Annotated in this window: 15 protein-coding genes; 8 read left to right on the top strand and 7 right to left on the bottom strand. The window is 64.6% G+C overall.

Annotation, left to right across the window (positions count from 1 at the left end; translation table 11 throughout):
* Window positions 1-110: 110 nt before the first annotated feature.
* From purD to OGV19_RS26805, 3 genes are all read left to right on the top strand, one after another.
* Entirely contained in the window at window positions 111-1406 is a 1296-nt protein-coding gene (gene purD / locus OGV19_RS26815) for a phosphoribosylamine--glycine ligase (protein WP_264311421.1), read from the top strand.
* Between the two features lie 135 nt (window positions 1407-1541).
* Complete coding sequence (locus OGV19_RS26810; RefSeq protein ID WP_264311420.1) at window positions 1542-4313, top strand: hybrid sensor histidine kinase/response regulator; 2772 nt, start codon at window positions 1542-1544, stop codon at window positions 4311-4313.
* 52 nt (window positions 4314-4365) lie between these two features.
* Complete coding sequence (locus tag OGV19_RS26805) at window positions 4366-4962, top strand: type III secretion system genes modulator TspR (RefSeq protein WP_264311419.1); 597 nt, start codon at window positions 4366-4368, stop codon at window positions 4960-4962.
* On the opposite strand, the gene OGV19_RS26800 is transcribed toward OGV19_RS26805, so the two are convergent.
* The 7 genes from OGV19_RS26800 to cobG form a co-directional block, all read right to left on the bottom strand.
* Window positions 4959-5582 (bottom strand): hypothetical protein, encoded by a 624-nt coding sequence (locus OGV19_RS26800; protein WP_264311418.1) that lies wholly within the window; start codon window positions 5580-5582, stop codon window positions 4959-4961. The genes OGV19_RS26805 and OGV19_RS26800 overlap by 4 nt on opposite strands.
* Complete coding sequence (locus OGV19_RS26795) at window positions 5569-6249, bottom strand: hypothetical protein (protein ID WP_264311417.1); 681 nt, start codon at window positions 6247-6249, stop codon at window positions 5569-5571. The genes OGV19_RS26800 and OGV19_RS26795 overlap by 14 nt, the downstream gene beginning before the upstream one ends.
* A 59-nt stretch (window positions 6250-6308) precedes the next feature.
* Window positions 6309-6998 carry a hypothetical protein gene (locus tag OGV19_RS26790; protein ID WP_264311416.1) on the bottom strand — a complete coding sequence of 230 codons (690 nt, stop codon included), beginning with the start codon at window positions 6996-6998 and terminating at the stop codon, window positions 6309-6311.
* A gap of 101 nt (window positions 6999-7099) precedes the next feature.
* Window positions 7100-8797 carry a precorrin-3B C(17)-methyltransferase gene (cobJ, locus tag OGV19_RS26785; protein WP_264311415.1) on the bottom strand — a complete coding sequence of 566 codons (1698 nt, stop codon included), beginning with the start codon at window positions 8795-8797 and terminating at the stop codon, window positions 7100-7102.
* Window positions 8785-9519 carry a precorrin-2 C(20)-methyltransferase gene (locus OGV19_RS26780; RefSeq protein ID WP_264311414.1) on the bottom strand — a complete coding sequence of 245 codons (735 nt, stop codon included), beginning with the start codon at window positions 9517-9519 and terminating at the stop codon, window positions 8785-8787. Before OGV19_RS26780 ends, cobJ begins: the two co-directional genes overlap by 13 nt.
* Window positions 9516-10142 (bottom strand): precorrin-8X methylmutase, encoded by a 627-nt coding sequence (locus tag OGV19_RS26775; protein WP_016489386.1) that lies wholly within the window; start codon window positions 10140-10142, stop codon window positions 9516-9518. Before OGV19_RS26775 ends, OGV19_RS26780 begins: the two co-directional genes overlap by 4 nt.
* The gene (gene cobG, locus OGV19_RS26770) at window positions 10135-11466 is read right to left on the bottom strand and encodes a precorrin-3B synthase (protein WP_319026023.1); all 1332 of its coding nucleotides are present in this window, start codon (window positions 11464-11466) and stop codon (window positions 10135-10137) included. Before cobG ends, OGV19_RS26775 begins: the two co-directional genes overlap by 8 nt.
* Before the next feature lie 214 nt (window positions 11467-11680).
* Between cobG and cbiE the strand changes: the two genes are divergently transcribed.
* The 5 genes from cbiE (at window position 11681) to OGV19_RS26745 (ending at window position 16150) form a co-directional block, all read left to right on the top strand.
* Window positions 11681-12892 carry a precorrin-6y C5,15-methyltransferase (decarboxylating) subunit CbiE gene (gene cbiE, locus OGV19_RS26765; protein WP_264311412.1) on the top strand — a complete coding sequence of 404 codons (1212 nt, stop codon included), beginning with the start codon at window positions 11681-11683 and terminating at the stop codon, window positions 12890-12892.
* A complete protein-coding gene (locus tag OGV19_RS26760) occupies window positions 12885-13979 on the top strand; it encodes a cobalt-precorrin-5B (C(1))-methyltransferase (RefSeq protein WP_264311411.1) in 1095 nt (364 codons plus the stop codon). Before cbiE ends, OGV19_RS26760 begins: the two co-directional genes overlap by 8 nt.
* On the top strand, window positions 13976-14701 hold the full coding sequence (locus OGV19_RS26755) for a cobalt-precorrin-6A reductase (RefSeq protein ID WP_264311410.1): 726 nt from the start codon (window positions 13976-13978) through the stop codon (window positions 14699-14701). The genes OGV19_RS26760 and OGV19_RS26755 overlap by 4 nt, the downstream gene beginning before the upstream one ends.
* A gap of 130 nt (window positions 14702-14831) precedes the next feature.
* Window positions 14832-15269 (top strand): NfeD family protein, encoded by a 438-nt coding sequence (locus OGV19_RS26750; RefSeq protein ID WP_264311409.1) that lies wholly within the window; start codon window positions 14832-14834, stop codon window positions 15267-15269.
* Window positions 15270-15295: 26 nt separating this feature from the next.
* Window positions 15296-16150: an SPFH domain-containing protein gene (locus OGV19_RS26745; protein ID WP_264311408.1), complete on the top strand. Its 855-nt coding sequence runs from the start codon at window positions 15296-15298 to the stop codon at window positions 16148-16150.
* The last annotated feature ends 151 nt before the right edge of the window (window positions 16151-16301 follow it).

Below are 16301 nucleotides of genomic sequence, written 5' to 3'. Positions count from 1 at the left end.
GCGGGCTTGCCCCGCGAATACGATGGTGCATTCACCGCCGCATTCGCGGGGCAAGCCCGCTCTCACAGGTCTACTGCTAGCCTCGAGATCACCTGAATCGAGGTTTTGACATGAAAGTTTTGATCATCGGCAGCGGCGGCCGTGAGCACGCCCTGGCCTGGAAAGTCGCCCAGGACCCACGCGTCGAGAAAGTCTTCGTTGCCCCAGGCAACGCCGGCACCGCCACTGAAGCCAAGTGCGAAAACGTCGCCATCGACGTCAATGCCCTGGAGCAACTGGCCGACTTCGCCGAACAGAACGTGCAGCTGACCATCGTCGGCCCTGAAGCGCCACTGGTCGCCGGTGTCGTCGACCTGTTCCGCAGCCGTAACCTGGACTGCTTCGGCCCTACCAAGGGCGCGGCGCAGCTGGAAGGCTCCAAGGCCTTCACCAAGGATTTCCTGGCGCGTCACAAGATCCCGACCGCTGACTACCAGAACTTCACCGAAATCGAGCCAGCCCTGGCCTACCTGCAGGAAAAGGGTGCGCCGATTGTGATCAAGGCCGACGGCCTGGCTGCGGGCAAAGGCGTCATCGTCGCCATGACCCTGCAGGAAGCCGAAGACGCCGTGCGTGACATGCTGGCAGGCAACGCCTTTGGCGATGCCGGCTCGCGTGTGGTGATCGAAGAGTTCCTGGACGGCGAAGAAGCCAGCTTCATCGTCATGGTCGACGGCCACAACGTGCTGCCGATGGCCACCAGCCAGGACCACAAACGCGTCGGCGACGCCGACACCGGCCCGAACACCGGTGGCATGGGCGCCTACTCCCCTGCCCCGGTGGTTACCGCCGACGTGCACCAGCGCGTGATGGACCAGGTCATCTGGCCAACCGTGCGCGGCATGGCCGAGGAAGGCAACGTCTACACCGGCTTCCTGTATGCCGGCCTGATGATCGACAAGGCGGGCAACCCCAAGGTCATCGAGTTCAACTGCCGCTTCGGCGACCCGGAAACCCAACCGGTCATGCTGCGCCTCGAATCGAGCCTGGTGCTGCTGATCGAAGCGGCTTTCGCCAAGGCCCTGGACAAGGTTGAAGCCCAGTGGGACCCACGGCCGAGCCTGGGCGTTGTGCTGGCTGCCGGTGGCTACCCAGGCGACTACGCCAAAGGTGACGCGATCAGCGGCCTGGACGCAGCGGCCAAGCTCGAAGGCAAGGTGTTCCATGCTGGCACTACCCTCAAAGATGGCCAGGTGGTGACCGCCGGCGGCCGTGTGCTCTGCGCCACCGCCCTGGGCGAGACCGTCGAAGCCGCTCAGCAGCAGGCCTACCGCCTGGCAGAGCAGGTCAAATGGGACGGCAGCTTCTACCGTACCGACATCGGCTACCGGGCCATCGCCCGCGAGCGCGGTGAACACCAGCAGTAACCTTTACCGAAGTGCCGTGACGCCTTGCGCCCACGGCCTTCGGCTCGTCGACAGGGCCCTGTGTGGGCCTTGCCTTCGAGTTGGCGCGCCGCGCATAGTTAGTATCCGGCACCTCGGCTAAGAAGGGATTTCGTAGTGCGTCGGCTTCGGATTGCCACAGCTCTGATCGTCAGCTTGCTGACCTTGCTCTGCCTGCTCCCGGCCTCGGCCGACGAGGGCGGAGGCTGGTCCGTTCTGCTCGACGAACAGGCCAACCTGCAATTGAGCGACGTGCGCTCCGATCGCTATCGCAACCAGTTCAGCCCACTGCTGCTCGGCGACCTGGATGCGGCCCCCGCAGAACAAGCCCTGTGGCTGCACTATCGCCTGGAACCCGGCGATCAGGAGCAACTGCTACGGGTGTTCGCCCCAGACCTTTCAGGCCTGGACCTCTACGCCCTCGATGGCGACAAATTACTCCGTCAGCTGCACCACGGGCGCCAGGCCGGCAATGCCAGCCCGACCCTGCGCGGCAGCGACCATGTGCTGCCACTGCCCAACAGCAAGCAGCCGCTGGACATCTACCTGCGTCTGGTCTCCGAGCACCAGCTGCGCCCGGCCATCAGCCTGGAGCCCGCTGCCGTGGCCGCCTCGGACCAAAGCCAACCGCTGCTGTTCGGCATGCTCTTCGGCGGCCTGGTGATGCTGATCCTGCACAACCTGATCCGCTTCCTCTACAGCCGCTCCAGCACCACCTTGATTCTGGCCGTGTACCACGGGCTGATGATGCTCAGCGGGTTGATCCTGCTCAACCTCAGCGGCCCTTGGTGGCATGTGTGGCATAGCGCGCAAACGCCAGCCGCCTACCTCACGCTGGTCCTCGCGGGCCTGGCCGGCCTGTATTTCACCCTGCATTTTTTCGCGCCGTGCCATTCGCCGCGGCTGAACCGCCTGTTGCAAGGCGAGATGCTGGTGGCTGCGCTCAGCGGCCTGGTGCTGCTGTTCGTCGACACCTTGCCACTCAACCTGATGACTTATGCCCTGCTGGCCCTGGGCAGCGTCAGCATGCTGCTGGTCAGCGCCTATCACTGGTACAAGGGCTACGCGCCCGCACGCCTGTTCACCCTCGCCATGGGGGTCTACAACCTCGGCGGCCTGGTATTGCTGCCAGCACTACTGGGCCTGACCCGTACGTCGACGCCCTGGCTGCTGTGCGTGCTCATGGGCCTGACCGTCATCTGCGGCCTGCTGCTCAACCTGGCGGTCAGCGAACGCCTGCGGCGCATGAGCGAAGAGCGCTTCAGCGCCAGCCGCGCCCTGGCTGCCAGCGATGCCGAGATCAACGCCAAGGCCGAGTTCCTGGCCAAGATCAGCCACGAAATCCGCACCCCGATGAACGGCGTGCTAGGCATGACCGAGCTGCTGCTCGGCACGCCGCTGTCGGTCAAGCAGCGCGATTATGTGCAGACCATCCACAGCGCCGGCAACGAGCTGCTGACGCTGATCAACGAGATTCTCGACATCTCCAAGCTGGAGTCACGGCAGATCGAATTGGACGATGTGCAGTTCGACCTCAATGCGTTGATCGAGGACTGCCTGAACATCTTCCGGGCAAAGGCCGAGCAGCAGAACATCGAGCTAATCAGCTTTACCCAGCCACAGGTGCCGCGCGTGATCAGTGGCGACCCGACGCGCCTGCGTCAGGCGCTGTCGAGCCTGCTGGAAAATGCCCTGAAAAACACCGACCAGGGGGAAATCCTGCTGGTGGTGGCACTCGACCAGCGCGGCGCCGCGCCGCGCTTGCGCATTGCCGTGCAGGACAGCGGCGAACCGTTGCCGGCCGCCGAACGCGAAGCGCTGTTGCAAGCCGAGCTGCACAGCCACCACTTCCTCTCCAGCAACAAGCTGGGTGGCCACCTCGGGCTGGTCATCGCCAAGCAACTGATCGGCCTGATGCAGGGCGAATTCGGCATCAAGAGCAGCAGTGGCATGGGCAACACGCTGTGGCTGACCCTGCCGCTGGACCCTTCGCGCCTGGAACAACCCCCAGCCGACCTCGACGGGCCGCTACGCGATGCCCGTGTCCTGGTGGTGGACGACAACGACACCTGCCGCAAGGTGCTGGTGCAGCAGTGCAGCGCGTGGGGCATGAATGTCAGCGCAGTGCCGTCCGGCAAGGAAGCGCTGGCGTTGCTGCGCACCAAGGCCCACTTGCGCGACTACTTCGATGCCGTGCTACTGGACCAGAACATGCCCGGCATGACCGGTATGCAGTTGGCCGCCAAGATCAAGGAAGACCCAAGCCTGAACCACGACATCCTGGTGGTGATGCTCACCGGCATCAGCAATGCACCGAGCAAGGTCATCGCGCGCAATGCCGGGGTCAAGCGGATCCTCGCCAAACCGGTGGCGGGCTATACACTGAAGACCACCCTGGCCGAAGAGTTGGCCCAGCGCGGCCGTGAGCAAGCGGTGCCAGCCACCCTCCCCGGCATCCCGCAAGCCTTGGACCTGCCCAGCGACTTCCGCGTGCTGGTCGCCGAAGACAACAGCATCTCGACCAAAGTAATCCGCGGCATGCTCGGCAAGCTCAACCTGGAGCCAGACACGGCCTGTAATGGTGAAGAGGCGTTGCAAGCGATGAAAGCGCAGCGTTATGACCTGGTGCTGATGGACTGCGAGATGCCCGTGTTGGACGGTTTCTCGGCAACCCAGCAACTGCGCGCGTGGGAAACCGCACACCAGCGTCAGCGAACGCCAGTGGTGGCGCTGACCGCGCATATCCTCGCCGAGCACAAGGAGCGCGCCAAGCTGGCGGGCATGGATGGGCACATGGCCAAGCCGGTTGAGTTGTCGCAATTGCGCGAGCTGATCCAGTATTGGGCGAATCACCGGGAAGCCAAGACGGATCCGGCGCCTATCCCGTAAACACTGCCGATGATGTTCCTACAGGCCCCACCGCAGCCGAGGATCCACGCCCATGCTTCATGAGTTGTTCAGCGTCTACCTGAAAATGCTCGTGCTCTACAGCCCATTCTTCGTGCTGTCGTGCTTCATCAGCCTGACCCGCGGTCACTCCAGCAAGGAACGCAAACAGCTGGCCTGGAAGGTGGCCTTTGCCGCACTGGTCGCCAGTGTTCTGCTGTACCTGTTCGGCAGGGCGATCTTCGGTATTTTCGGCATCACCGCCGACGCCTTCCGCATCGGTGCTGGCAGCGTGCTGTTCATCTCCGCGCTGGGCATGGCCCAAGGCAAACCCGCCGTGCAGGCCGACAACGTGCAGCAGGATGTGACTATCGTGCCGCTGACCATCCCGCTGACCGTCGGCCCCGGCACCATCGGCGCCCTGCTGGTGATGGGCGTGGGCCAGCCGCACTGGGACGACAAGCTGCTGGCCATCGTCAGTATCGCCTTGGCCAGCTTCACGGTGGGCCTGGTGCTGTACCTCTCGCACGGCATCGAGCGGATTCTCGGCGACCAGGGCCTGCAGATCGTCAGCCGTTTGATGGGGCTGTTCGTCTGTGCCCTGGCGGCGCAAATCATCTTTACCGGGATCAAGGGTTATCTCGTGCTCTAGATCTCCATTTCATGGATCTCCTTCAGCGCGATTTTCACCAGCGCACGCTCAACCGCACTGCGGCGCTCCTGGTCGAACAGGCGTGTATTGAAACGTACCAGCTCTGCGGTTACCTGCGTGTCGCGGCGCTCACGAAACATAAACCCGGCCGTGAAAGCCGCGACGTTGCCGGCCTCGTGATACACCACGATGTCCACGTAATTACCACTCACCGGGGCGCAGGACAAAAGCTGAAACTGTGCCCGGTCCTTGCTGCGCGATTCAAAATGCAGCAACGGCTTGCCGTTCTTCTTCAATGCCTCAAGCGCCAGTGCCATGTTGCTCGAATGCTGAACGCCTGCGATGGCGTCGATTTTGCTCAGCGCCTGGTCAACGATTTTCGGCCGTTGAGGGTCCGGCCAGTGCACCTCTTCAGCCGACTTCGCGTCCCACCCCAGATACATCAACTTCTTGCGATAGTACTGATACTGGTCCTGCGCGTTTTCCTTGGCCATGTCCTGCAGGGTCACGGTCTCGGCCCACAGCGCAGCGAGCTTGACGGCCTTGCGCTGCCCCTGGCTGACACCGGGGATGAAAGAGACCAGGCTGGCACCGACGACAGTGGCTTCATGTGTTTGCATGGCTAACCTCCGGCTTCAGTACGCCCAAGTTCCTGATCCGCCCTGCGTATTGCTTGTGTTCGAGCAACGCGTGCAGCCCTTGGCGGTCAGCTTCCGCCACGTGATCACCCAGCGTTGCAAGGGTGGTGCGCAGATCGACCTTATCGCTGGGTGACGGCGATAACGCCGTGCAAGGGTGGATTTGCGCAGCGGGCAGCACGCTCTTCAACGCCAGCCCGCACAGGTCCAGGGATGCGTCGGGCAGCATCACACCCACCTCATACACCACGTGGGCTGCCTGGCCCTGTTCGACCACGGTGAAGGGCCGCAGGTATGGTTGCACCTCATCGTGCGAGAGTTTGACAATGGCTGCCTGCAGGTAGCCTGCCAGGCTTGGATGACGAGCCTGCAAGCCATCTGTAAGGCGTTGAGTCAGCGGCGCGTTGCCCTGCTGGGGCTGATAATCACTGCGACTGTAGGGGATCACCCAACCACGCGCCTCCAAGGCTGTGCGGTAGCTGCTGTACCAGCGCGCGTAATCGGCAAAGCGTGATCCATGCAGTTTGTCCGCACGCAACTGCGCGAACAGCACCGAGTCCAGCGCATATTGCCGGGACGGCAATGCCGTTTCGGCAACCAACAAGGCCGTGCCGCCAACGAGCCACAAGGAATAGACGTCCTTACTCATCGGAATACCTCGACGTTCAAACACATTGAAAAAGGGGGCCCGAAAGCCCCGCTGTTGTGTCAGATCTCGAATTCGCTGGCTGCCTTGACGGCCTTGTTGATCAGCTTTTGCTCGATCGACTCACGAACCGCGTCGTTGTAGACCACTTCGTTGAAACTGAGCACAGCCGAGCCACAGTAGCGGTCCTTACTGGCGCTCTTCCATTCGAACACTGTGGTATTGAGGTCGTTTTCGCTCGGCGAGGCACTGAAGGCGTTGACCAGCATGAACAGTTCGCCTTCGGGCGTTTCGATACAGGCCCCCAGCCCCGTGGTCGAGACCGGATGCCCTTTGAGATTTTGCTGGTAGATCTTCTGGGCTTCCTCGATATTTCCCAACGCGCTGATGGCATCGCCCGCCAGCTTTGCCATGGCCTCACCCAGTGGCCCACCGAGCAATGCCTTACCTGCGGCGCTGGCGACCTTGAAGGCAATCGGCCCCAGCGTCAGCGACAGGCTCTGGTCGTAGTCGCGCTCGTAGGAACGCTTACCCACCACCCAACCCAAGGTGCGCATCACTTCCAGAAACTTGTTGAACCAGGCTTCGGATTCGCCATCGCGGTCATGCAGCTTGGACGCCACGCGGGAAGCAAACTGGAACGTGGTCTTGGCATCGCGCCGGCTTTGCGCCGACATGCCTGCGCTGAGCGCCAGCAGCGACTGTTCGACAACGGCAATGCTGTTGCCGCTGATAGTGGTTTCATCGGTCATGTGCAGGGTCCTTTGAAGGCCCCCGACGGGTATCGTCGAGGGGCCTTCACCCTATGCCGTAAACCAGCAGGGAACAGGCATGAACAGGTTCCCTCGGTGCCTCAATTGGCTGTCGGGTACCAACGCGGGGTGTACACCCACTGCGTGCCATCGGCCCTCGGGAACTGGCAGGTCGTGGAAGAGCCCAGCAGGACCATGGTGCGCATGTCGACCATTTCTGGCACCAGCTCGGCCAGGGAGACGACCTTGAGCGTCTGCCCAGGCCTACCGATGTCGCGGCCAAGGACTACAGGCGTTGTCCCATTTCGGTGCCGGCGCACGATGTCCAGGGCACACCCCAGCTGCCACGGCCGTGACCGGGAAATCGGGTTGTAGAACGCCAACACAAGGTCGGCTTGAGCGGCCAGGTCCAGGCGCTGCTCGATAACTGACCAAGGTTTGAGATTGTCCGACAGCGACATCACACAGAAGTCATGCCCCAGCGGTGCCCCGGCCTGGGCGGCGGTTGCCAGCGAAGCCGAAACACCCGGCAGAATCTCCAGATCGACCCGATGCCAGGCCGGGTCGCTGGATGCGTGCAGCGCTTCGAGCACGGCCGCGGCCATGGCGAACACACCCGGGTCCCCCGACGACACCACCACCACCGAACGCCCTTGTGCAGCAAGCTCGAAGGCATGGCGTGCGCGCTGCATCTCTTCGCGGTTATCGGTGCAATGCTGCACCTGGTCGGCACGGAACGGCCCGGCCATGCGCACGTAGGTTTCGTAGCCGAGAATGTCCTGGGCGCGTGCCAGTTCGGCTTTGACCGCCGGCACCATCAATTCGGCCGCGCCAGGGCCAAGGCCGATCACTGCCAACCGGCCACGGCGGCGGCCGACCTGCTCGGCATCCACGGGGGCCGAAGCTACGGCGATGACTGCATCCGCCTGCTCGATCAACTGTGCCTCTGGCAGCGCCTGGGCAACCATGCCGCGCAAATCGCCAGGCTTGGCCGCAAAACGCAGCGCCACGCCAAGGGCCTGTGCAGCCTCGTGCAAGGCTGTATCGGCCATGGCGAGCTCGCCCGCCAGCAAGCAGGCCAGCGACTGCTCGGCAATGCCCGCATCCTGCAGTGCTGCGCGAATGCTCTGCAGGTTGCCGGTATCGACGCCAACCACCACCGACCGAGGATGGATCAGCAACTCGTCCCGATTGCTCGGGCGCGCCTGATGGCCAACATGAATGGTACGCTGGGCCGACTCGCTGGCAGGCAGTTGCGCCTGATCCAGCCAAGGCGCATCCCCTTCGACGCGCACCGTCTCGCCGGCCAATAGGTCGGAGACAAAACGCTTGCCTTGCTCGATATCCGCCAGGGCATAGCCCTGTGGCGGGTTCAGCAGGCAGGTGCCAAAGCGCAGCTCGCCACTGGTGGTGATCGCAGCCGCCACGCCAAGTGCCTCGCCAATCTCGCGCGCCATCACGTTTACACCACTCAAGCCACCGAGCAGTGGCACGACCGCGCTGCCATCCTCCGCCACCGCCAACACGGGCGGCTCGACGCCTTTCTCGCTGAGCACGCAGGCCAAGCTGCGGATGACGATACCGGCGGCGCACAAGGCGATGATCGGGGTGTCCTGCTGATACAGCGCGCGCAGGGTGTCGCCAAACGAGGCATAAGACTGATCGGCGCCCTCGACCCGGCCACTCAGGCCATGAATCACTGCCTGTGGATAACGCTGCTGGATACGCTGCGCCGTGGCCAGGCTGCCGGGGCCCAGAATGACGATTGCCGGCGCCTTGTGCATGCTCATCCCTGCCATTTTTCACCCGGCACGATGATCAGCGAGAAGTACGGCGACGACTGCGGGTCGACGTCCGCCAGCGGCACGATCTTCTGGTTGGCCATGGTCGCGCGCTCGACATACAGCGCACGCCCGTCCAGGCCCAGTTCGGCCAGCACGCCACGCACCTTGGGGAAGTTGCGGCCAAGCTTCATGATCACCGCTGCATCGGCATCGGCCAGGCGCCGCTTGAGCTCCTCGGCCGGCAGCACGCCCGACAGCACCGACAGGCTCTGGTTGCGGTACACCAACGGCGCGCCGAGCACCGAGGCGCCCCCGAGCATCGAGCAGACGCCGGGAATCACTTCAGCCTCATAGCGCTGCGCCAGGCGGTCATGCAGGTACATGTAGGAGCCGTAGAAGAACGGGTCGCCCTCGCAGATCACCGCCACGTCGCGGCCGGCATCCAGATGCTCGGCAACCTGCACGCTGGCTTCATCGTAAAAGTCGCTGATCACCTGTTCATAGGACAGCGGTGCCGGCAGGGCCTCGGTGGTGACCGGGTAGACCAGCGGCAGCAAGGTTTGCTCTGGCTGCAGGTGCGCCTCGATGATGCCGAACGCGTTGCCGCGCTTGCCCTTGGCCACGAAGTAGCCAACCACCGGCGCCTCGCGCAACAGGCGCAGCGCTTTGACGGTGATCAATTCAGGGTCGCCGGGGCCTACGCCCAGGCCGAGCAGACGTCCACGTGGCGCCATCATTCCACCTCCGTGGCAAGGGCGTTGACCGCAGCAGCGGCCATCGCGCTACCGCCCAGGCGGCCTTGCATGATCACAAACGGCACGCCACGGCTGTCGGCGGCGAGCATGGCCTTGGATTCTGCGGCACCGACGAAGCCAACCGGGAAGCCGAGGATGAGCGCAGGCTTGGGTGCGCCGGCGTCGATCATTTCCAGCAGGTAGAACAGTGCTGTCGGGGCGTTGCCGATCACCACCACGCTGCCTTCCAGGTACGGCCGCCACAGCTCCAGGGCCACGGCGGAACGGGTATTGCCGGCGTCCTTGGCCAGGCCTGGCACGCTTGGGTCGCGCAGGGTGCAAATGACTTTGTTGTCTGCTGGCAGGCGGGCCCGGGTGATGCCTTCGGCGACCATGTGCGCATCGCACAGGATCGGCGCGCCGTTAAGCAGCGCCTCACGCCCGGCCCGGCCAGCGCCTTCGGAGAACTGCAGGCCATCGATGGCGTCGACCATGCCGCAGGCATGGATCACGCGTACAGCGAGTTTTTCGAGGTCTGCGGGTATCCGCTCGAGTCGGGCTTCCTCACGGATGATCCGGAAGGAATTGCGATAGATCTCCTGACCATCGCGGATGTAGTCAATCATCAAGGTGCTCCGTCGGCAGGTCGAGCATGGCGCCTGCTTCGTTCAAGGTGAGGTCGATGCCGCGCAGGGCGCCAAAGCCCGGCAGGCGCGCATCGCGCACATACAAGTCGTAACGGCCCGGTGAACGGGCCAGCAAGGTGGCCGGGGCAACATGGGCCACGGCGCAAGATCGGGGGCAGCCGGACAGGTGCACGCTGCCTGGCACGCCAGGGCCCAGCAGCGCGGCCAAGGCCACGGCATCGGCCTTGGTCTCGCCCTGGGCCTTGGCGCAACCACGGCTGCCGGTGCAGGCGCTGATACGGGCCAGCGGCTCATGGCTGTGGCAAAGCAGGCCCAATGCGGACAGTTGGCCCTGGGCCTGCTCGATATGGCCTGGGTCGAGGTTGGTCAGCACCAGGCTTTGCCAAGGGCTCAGGCGCAGGCTGCCGTCACCCAGGTGGCGGGCGATGCGCGCGGCACCTCGCAGCATCGCTGGGGTCAACCGGCCCTGTGGCGGGGCCACACCCAGGGCGAGGCCGTGGCCCTGTGGCAGCACACCCAGCCATGTGGGCTGGCTGTGCGGGCGACGCCACTGGAGCACGGCGGCATCGCGACGGATGTCCAGGCCGAGCCCTTCGACGAAAACACTGGCCGAACAGTTTTCCAGCAACTGGCGCATGCGCGATTGCTGCGCAGACGCCAGGTCAAGGAAACGCTCCAGCACCGCACGTACCAGCGCCAGGCCCTGCGCCAACGGCACCGCACCGAGCACCTGAGCGTCGGCCGGGCAGCCCGCCAAGCCGAACGCCAACCACGTCTGGTGTTCCAGATGCAGGGCCGAAAGCCACAGATCATGAGGATGTTCGAGCATCGCCAGGCCTTCGCCGGCATCCAGTTGCACGGCGAACTTGGCCGACAACTGGTGAAAACGCGGTGTGCGTTCCAGCATGTCGAGGATCTGCCCTGCCAGCGGCCGGGCATCCAGCAACATGGCCGGATCATGCCCGGCCAGCGGGCTGAGCATCAGGTTGCGCACATCGTCACCGGCGGCATCGCGCGGGCCCAGGCCGGCAGCGAGCAGCCTGGCGACCAGGCCGCCATGGTCGTTGCCGATACCGCGGATCTGCAAGTTGCCGCGGTTGGTGGCCTCGATCACCCCGCCCGCGAAACACTCGGCGGCCTCGGCCACCGCATCGGCCTGATCGGCCAGCAGCAGACCGCCCGGCAGCTTGATCCGGCAAATCCCGCCGTCAAGGGCACTGACGATGCGCCACAACCCCGGGCAAGCCGAGGGGCGAGGTGAAACGTCGGAGGGATGAGCCTGCTTCAAAGGGGTGTCCGGCAATCTGTGAAAGTGCGCTTGAGTGTAGAAGGCGCGGTATTATGCCTGCTTTGTCCGGCGGCATGAAAAGCCGGTGGTCGAGCTTATTGTTTACCCGGGGCCGCTTCGTGCCCCTTCGCGGGCAAGCCCGCCCCTACAGGGATCACGCTGCACCTGTGGGAGCGGGCTTGCCCGCGAAGGGGCGCGAAGCGGCCCCAGAAATGGCGGATTGAAACACATGGCACCCTGGCTGACAGTAGTAGGCATCGGTGAAGACGGCTTCAATGGCCTTGGCAAGCAGGCCCGGCGTGCCCTGCTGGGCGCTTCGCGGATCTTCGGCAGCCCTCGCCAACTGGCCTTGCTGCCGCGCTGCGTGGTCGGCGAGCGGCTAAGCTGGCCAACCCCGTTCTCTCTGGCGCCCGTGCTCGCCCAGCGCGGCGAACCCATTTGCGTGCTGGCCAGCGGCGACCCGATGTTCTACGGCGTCGGTGCCAGCCTGGCACGCCAGGTGCCCGCCAGCGAGATGCGGGTGCTGTCGATGCCGTCCTCTTGCGCCCTGGCCGCCGCCCGACTGGGCTGGCCGCTGCAGGATGTGCAGGTGGTGTCGGTGGTCGCCCGCCCGCTGGCGGCGCTCAATGTGCACCTGCACAGCGGTGCTCGCCTGCTGGTGCTGAGCAACGACGGTGACAGCCCCGCCGCAATTGCCGCACAGCTGTGCGAGCGTGGCTTCGGGCCAAGCCGCCTGCGCGTGTTCGAACACCTCGGTGGCACCGAGGAACGTGAACGGGCGGGCAGCGCCCAGGACTGGCCTCACGCTCAGGTTGCAGCGCTCAACCTGGTGGCCATCGAGTGCCTCGCCGCGCCCAATGCACCGCGCCTGGCACGGGTAGCCGGGCTGCCGGACACCGCCTTCGAGCATGACGGCCAACTGACCAAGCGCGATGTCCGCGCTATCACCCTGGCCCGCCTCGCGCCACAACCCGGCGAGCTGCTGTGGGACGTGGGCGCAGGCTGTGGGTCGATCGGCATCGAGTGGATGCGCGCCCACCCCGCCTGCCGTGCGCTGGCCATCGAGGCCGACGAAGGGCGCCAGGGGTTTATCGAACACAATCGCGATGCATTGGGCGTGCCCGGCCTGCAACTGGTCCGCGGCAAGGCGCCCGAGGCGCTGGCAGGCCTTGAGCAGCCCGATGCGATCTTCATCGGTGGCGGGGTGACACGTGAAGGCGTACTCGACCTGTGCTGGCAGCGCCTGCGCCCCGGTGGGCGGCTGGTGGCCAACGCGGTAACCCTGCAAAGCGAGTTGACCCTGGCGCTTTTTCGCGAACGTCACGGTGGCGAACTGACCCGGGTTCATGTTGCCCAGGCACAGCCGTTGGGGGCGTTTGACACCTGGCGCCAGGCACTGCCGATCACCTTGCTGGACGTGGTGAAGCCCGCCGATGCGTGAAGAAACCCACGAACAGCCCGCACCGCTGCGCAGCGGCCTGACCACCGGCAGCTGCGCCACCGCCACCAGCCTCGCGGCGGCGCGTCTGTTGCTGACCGGCGTCTGCAGCGATGCAGTGAGCATCACCCTGCCCAAGGGCAAGGTGGTGCAGATGCGCCTGGAGTTTTGCCGTCGCGAGGGCGAACGTGCCGAAGCGGGCACCCTCAAGGACGCCGGCGACGACCCGGATGTGACCCATGGTGCCCTGCTGTTCAGCCAGGTCCGTTTGCTGGCGGAGCCCGGCGTGCGCTTCGTTGCCGGCGAAGGCGTCGGTACCGTGACACGCCCCGGGCTGGTGCTGGCGGTGGGCGAACCAGCCATCAACCCGGTGCCCCGGCGCATGATAGGCGAACACCTGCAACGCCTGGCGGAGGAGTGTGCCTACCACGGCGGCTTTGAAATAACGGTCAATGTGCAGGGCGGAGCACTGCTGGCACTCAAAACCATGAACCCGCGCCTGGGCATCCTCGGCGGGCTGTCGATCCTGGGTACCAGCGGCATCGTCCGGCCGTTTTCCTGCGCGGCCTACATCGCCTCGATCCATCAAGGTATCGACGTCGCCCACACCAACGGCTACACACACATCGCCGCCTGCACCGGCAACGCCAGCGAAGACACCATGCGCCGGGTCTACGGCCTGCCGGAAATCGCCCTGATCGAAATGGGCGACTTCGTCGGCGCGGTGCTCAAGCACCTGCGCAAGGTACCGGTGCCGCGCCTGAGCCTGTGCGGGGGGTTCGGCAAGATCAGCAAGCTTGCCGCCGGGCACATGGACCTGCACAGCCGCCATTCGAGCATCGACCTGCCACAACTGGCCGGCTGGGCGGCGGATATCGGCGCCGACGCAAACCTTCAGGCCGCGATCATCGCCGCCAACACCAGCCAGCAAGCCCTGGCGCTGGCGCATGCCGCTGGCATCGCCCTGGGCGACGCCGTTTGCGCACACGCGCTGGCCTTCGCCCGCAGCGTGGTGCCGCCGCAGGTGCAAGTAGAGGTGTTCGCCATCGACCGCCAAGGTGGCATCGTCGGCCAGGCAGGTGTGCAATGACCGCGCGCATCCTGCTGCTGGGCGGCGTCACCGAAGCCCTGGCCATCGCCCGCCAGTTGGGCCCGCAGCACATCTACAGCCTGGCGGGCATCGGCCGCGTACCGCAGGACCTGACCTGCCAGGTACGGGTCGGCGGCTATGGCGGTGCTGAAGGCCTCGCCCAGTACCTGCGTGAGGCGGGCATCACCCTGCTGATCGATGCCACCCACCCCTATGCCGCGCAAATCAGCCGCAACGCCGCCATTGCCTCGCGTAGCGCAGGTATTCCCTGCTGGGCGCTACGCCGCCCCGCCTGGCAGGCACAGCCGGGTGACGATTGGCGCGAAGTGGACGACTGGGCGGGGCTGATCGAAGCACTCGCGCCGTTCCGGCGACCGCTGTTCACGCTGGGGCGTGAGCCGCTACAACATCTGGCAGAGATCCCGCCGGAGCAGTTCTGGACCTTGCGCGCACTGGAGGCCTGCCCCGGTAACGAACGCTGCGAAGTGATCGGCGCACGCGGGCCCTTCCGCATTGAAGACGAACGTGCGTTGTTCGCGCGCCGCAAGATCGATGTGCTGATCAGCAAGAACAGCGGCAGCGTAGCGACCGAGCCAAAGCTGGACGTGGCGCGGGAGCTAGGGGTGCCGGTGTTGATTCTGCGCCGGCCGGAACTTCTGGGAGTCGATCGGACATTCAGCTCACCTGCTGATTTGACTGCAGCACTCAGCCCCAACGGCTAACGCTGCGGCAGGCGCTGGGCAACTCCCCTTTTCTGACACGAAGTTCAGACGGTTCACATGCCGCTTGAATAGCCTATGGCGGCCCCTCTGCCTTAGACTTCAGCCCTCTCCCCCGGAAGGCTTCATTCATATGGACATGCAATGGTGGATCTGGCTGGTCTTCGGTATCGCGCTGACCCTGCTCGAACTGGTCCTGCCCACGTTCTTCATTCTCTGGTTCGGCATCGGTGCCGTGCTGGTTTCGCTCATCTCGCTCGCCGCGCCCAGCCTGCAACTGGATATGCAGATGCTGCTGTGGGTGCTGCTTTCTTCAGCCACCACTGCGCTGTGGTTCAAAGTGTTTCGGCGCAAAAAGCCAGATGTGCGCTGGACAGCCGACAGCGTGATCGGTGAAGTCGGCCTGCTGACCGCCAGCGTTTCCGAGTTTCAGAAAGGCCGCGTGCGTTTCCAGAAGCCGATCCTCGGCAATGAGGAATGGACCTGCGTCGCCGACACTGACATCCCGTCCGGCGAGCGTGTGCGCCTTACCGCCATCGAAGGCAATACCGCCCGCGTCATCCGGGCCTGAATCCGTACAAAAAGGAAGTTCGTATCATGACCAGCCTTATCGTCGTGGGCGCCCTCGCCCTGTTCGTCCTGATCACCGTGTTCAAGGGGGTGCGCATCGTGCCTCAGGGCGAAGAATGGATCGTCGAGCGCCTGGGCCGCTACAACAACACCCTCAAGCCCGGCCTGAACATCGTCATTCCCTACGTGGACGTGGTCGCTTATCGCCTGCCCACCAAAGACATCATCCTCGATGTGCAGCAGCAGGAAATCATCACCAAGGACAACGCGGTGATCGTTGCCAATGCCCTGTGCTTCGCCAAGGTGGTCGACCCGCAGAAGGCCTCTTACGGCGTACAGAACTTCTCCTTCGCCGTCACCAGCCTGACCATGACTTCGCTGCGTGCCATCGTCGGTGCCATGGACCTGGACGAAGCCTTGTCCAGCCGTGAGCAGATCAAGGCCCGCCTGCGCGAGGCGATGTCCGAGCAGACCGAAGACTGGGGCGTGACCGTGCGCTCGGTGGAAATCCAGGACATCAAGCCATCCGAGAACATGCAACTGGCCATGGAGCGCCAGGCGGCAGCAGAGCGTGAGCGCAAGGCCGACGTGACCCGCGCCGAAGGTGCCAAACAGGCGGCGATCCTCGAAGCCGAAGCACGCCTGCAATCGGCCAAGCTGGATGCCGAGGCGCAGATCAACCTGGCCGAGGCTTCGGCGCGGGCGATCTCGCTGGTAAAAGAGGCGGTGGGTAACGAGACCGTGCCGGCCATGTACTTGCTGGGCGAACGGTACATCGGGGCGATGGAGAACCTGGCCAGCAGCGACAATGCCAAAGTCGTGGTGTTGCCAGCGGACCTGCAGGAGACCGTGCGCGGCTTGATGGGCCGCAACAAGGCTTGAGAATGTCGGGGCTGCTCTGCGGCCCATTCGCGGGACAAGCCCGCTCCCACAGGAACTGCGCAACTCCAGAGGTCAGCGCTGTGCCTGTGGGAGCGGGCTTGTCCCGCGAATGGGCTGCAGAGCAGCCCCAGAAACCACCACCAACTGCGTC

It is taken from the genome of Pseudomonas putida, from assembly GCF_025905425.1.
Taxonomy (GTDB): domain Bacteria; phylum Pseudomonadota; class Gammaproteobacteria; order Pseudomonadales; family Pseudomonadaceae; genus Aquipseudomonas; species Aquipseudomonas putida_AF.
This window is presented reverse-complemented; position numbering and strand designations above follow the sequence as displayed.

Excerpts from the sequence above, each read along its gene's own strand:
- purD (WP_264311421.1), top strand. The coding sequence starts at position 111 with ATGAAAGTTTTGATCATCGGCAGCGGCGGCCGTGAGCACGCCCTGGCC.
- OGV19_RS26805 (WP_264311419.1), top strand. The coding sequence starts at position 4,366 with ATGCTTCATGAGTTGTTCAGCGTCTACCTGAAAATGCTCGTGCTCTAC.
- OGV19_RS26800 (WP_264311418.1), bottom strand. The coding sequence starts at position 5,582 with ATGCAAACACATGAAGCCACTGTCGTCGGTGCCAGCCTGGTCTCTTTC.
- OGV19_RS26795 (WP_264311417.1), bottom strand. The coding sequence starts at position 6,249 with ATGAGTAAGGACGTCTATTCCTTGTGGCTCGTTGGCGGCACGGCCTTG.
- OGV19_RS26790 (WP_264311416.1), bottom strand. The coding sequence starts at position 6,998 with ATGACCGATGAAACCACTATCAGCGGCAACAGCATTGCCGTTGTCGAA.
- cobJ (WP_264311415.1), bottom strand. The coding sequence starts at position 8,797 with ATGGCAGGGATGAGCATGCACAAGGCGCCGGCAATCGTCATTCTGGGC.
- OGV19_RS26780 (WP_264311414.1), bottom strand. The coding sequence starts at position 9,519 with ATGATGGCGCCACGTGGACGTCTGCTCGGCCTGGGCGTAGGCCCCGGC.
- OGV19_RS26775 (WP_016489386.1), bottom strand. The coding sequence starts at position 10,142 with ATGATTGACTACATCCGCGATGGTCAGGAGATCTATCGCAATTCCTTC.
- cbiE (WP_264311412.1), top strand. The coding sequence starts at position 11,681 with ATGGCACCCTGGCTGACAGTAGTAGGCATCGGTGAAGACGGCTTCAAT.
- OGV19_RS26760 (WP_264311411.1), top strand. The coding sequence starts at position 12,885 with ATGCGTGAAGAAACCCACGAACAGCCCGCACCGCTGCGCAGCGGCCTG.
- OGV19_RS26755 (WP_264311410.1), top strand. The coding sequence starts at position 13,976 with ATGACCGCGCGCATCCTGCTGCTGGGCGGCGTCACCGAAGCCCTGGCC.
- OGV19_RS26750 (WP_264311409.1), top strand. The coding sequence starts at position 14,832 with ATGGACATGCAATGGTGGATCTGGCTGGTCTTCGGTATCGCGCTGACC.
- OGV19_RS26745 (WP_264311408.1), top strand. The coding sequence starts at position 15,296 with ATGACCAGCCTTATCGTCGTGGGCGCCCTCGCCCTGTTCGTCCTGATC.